The sequence below is a fragment of the Gemmiger formicilis genome (genome assembly GCF_016901605.1).
GTDB lineage: Bacteria > Bacillota > Clostridia > Oscillospirales > Ruminococcaceae > Gemmiger > Gemmiger formicilis_B.
In genome coordinates, this window is record NZ_JACJKP010000661.1 from 1 (window position 1) to 250 (window position 250).

1 pseudogene is annotated in these 250 nt (G+C 50.0%); it reads right to left on the bottom strand.

Going from position 1 to position 250, the window contains the following annotated elements:
- Nucleotides 1–11 precede the first annotated feature (11 nt).
- Nucleotides 12–250, bottom strand: a pseudogene (locus H6B10_RS16360) (hypothetical protein); the annotation flags it as partial.

The window sequence follows — 250 nt, forward strand, 5'->3', positions numbered from 1 at the left end:
CGATGCCACGTTTATTTTCTGCGTATTTTACGATCTGCCTTGGCTATTGCAGCGCAATAGAGGCAGGAATCCTGATGCACGGTCCGCAGTTTTCCGCAGCTGCTGCACCGGTACCGCTCGTTCTGCTGCCGTACAAATTCATCCAGACCGTTTGCTTGAATCAAGGCAAGGTTTTCCAGCATGCTCATGTGATATTTTGTGCGGTATCGTTTATCCAGCGCCTTCAGCCGTTTGCAGGGATATTGTGTAC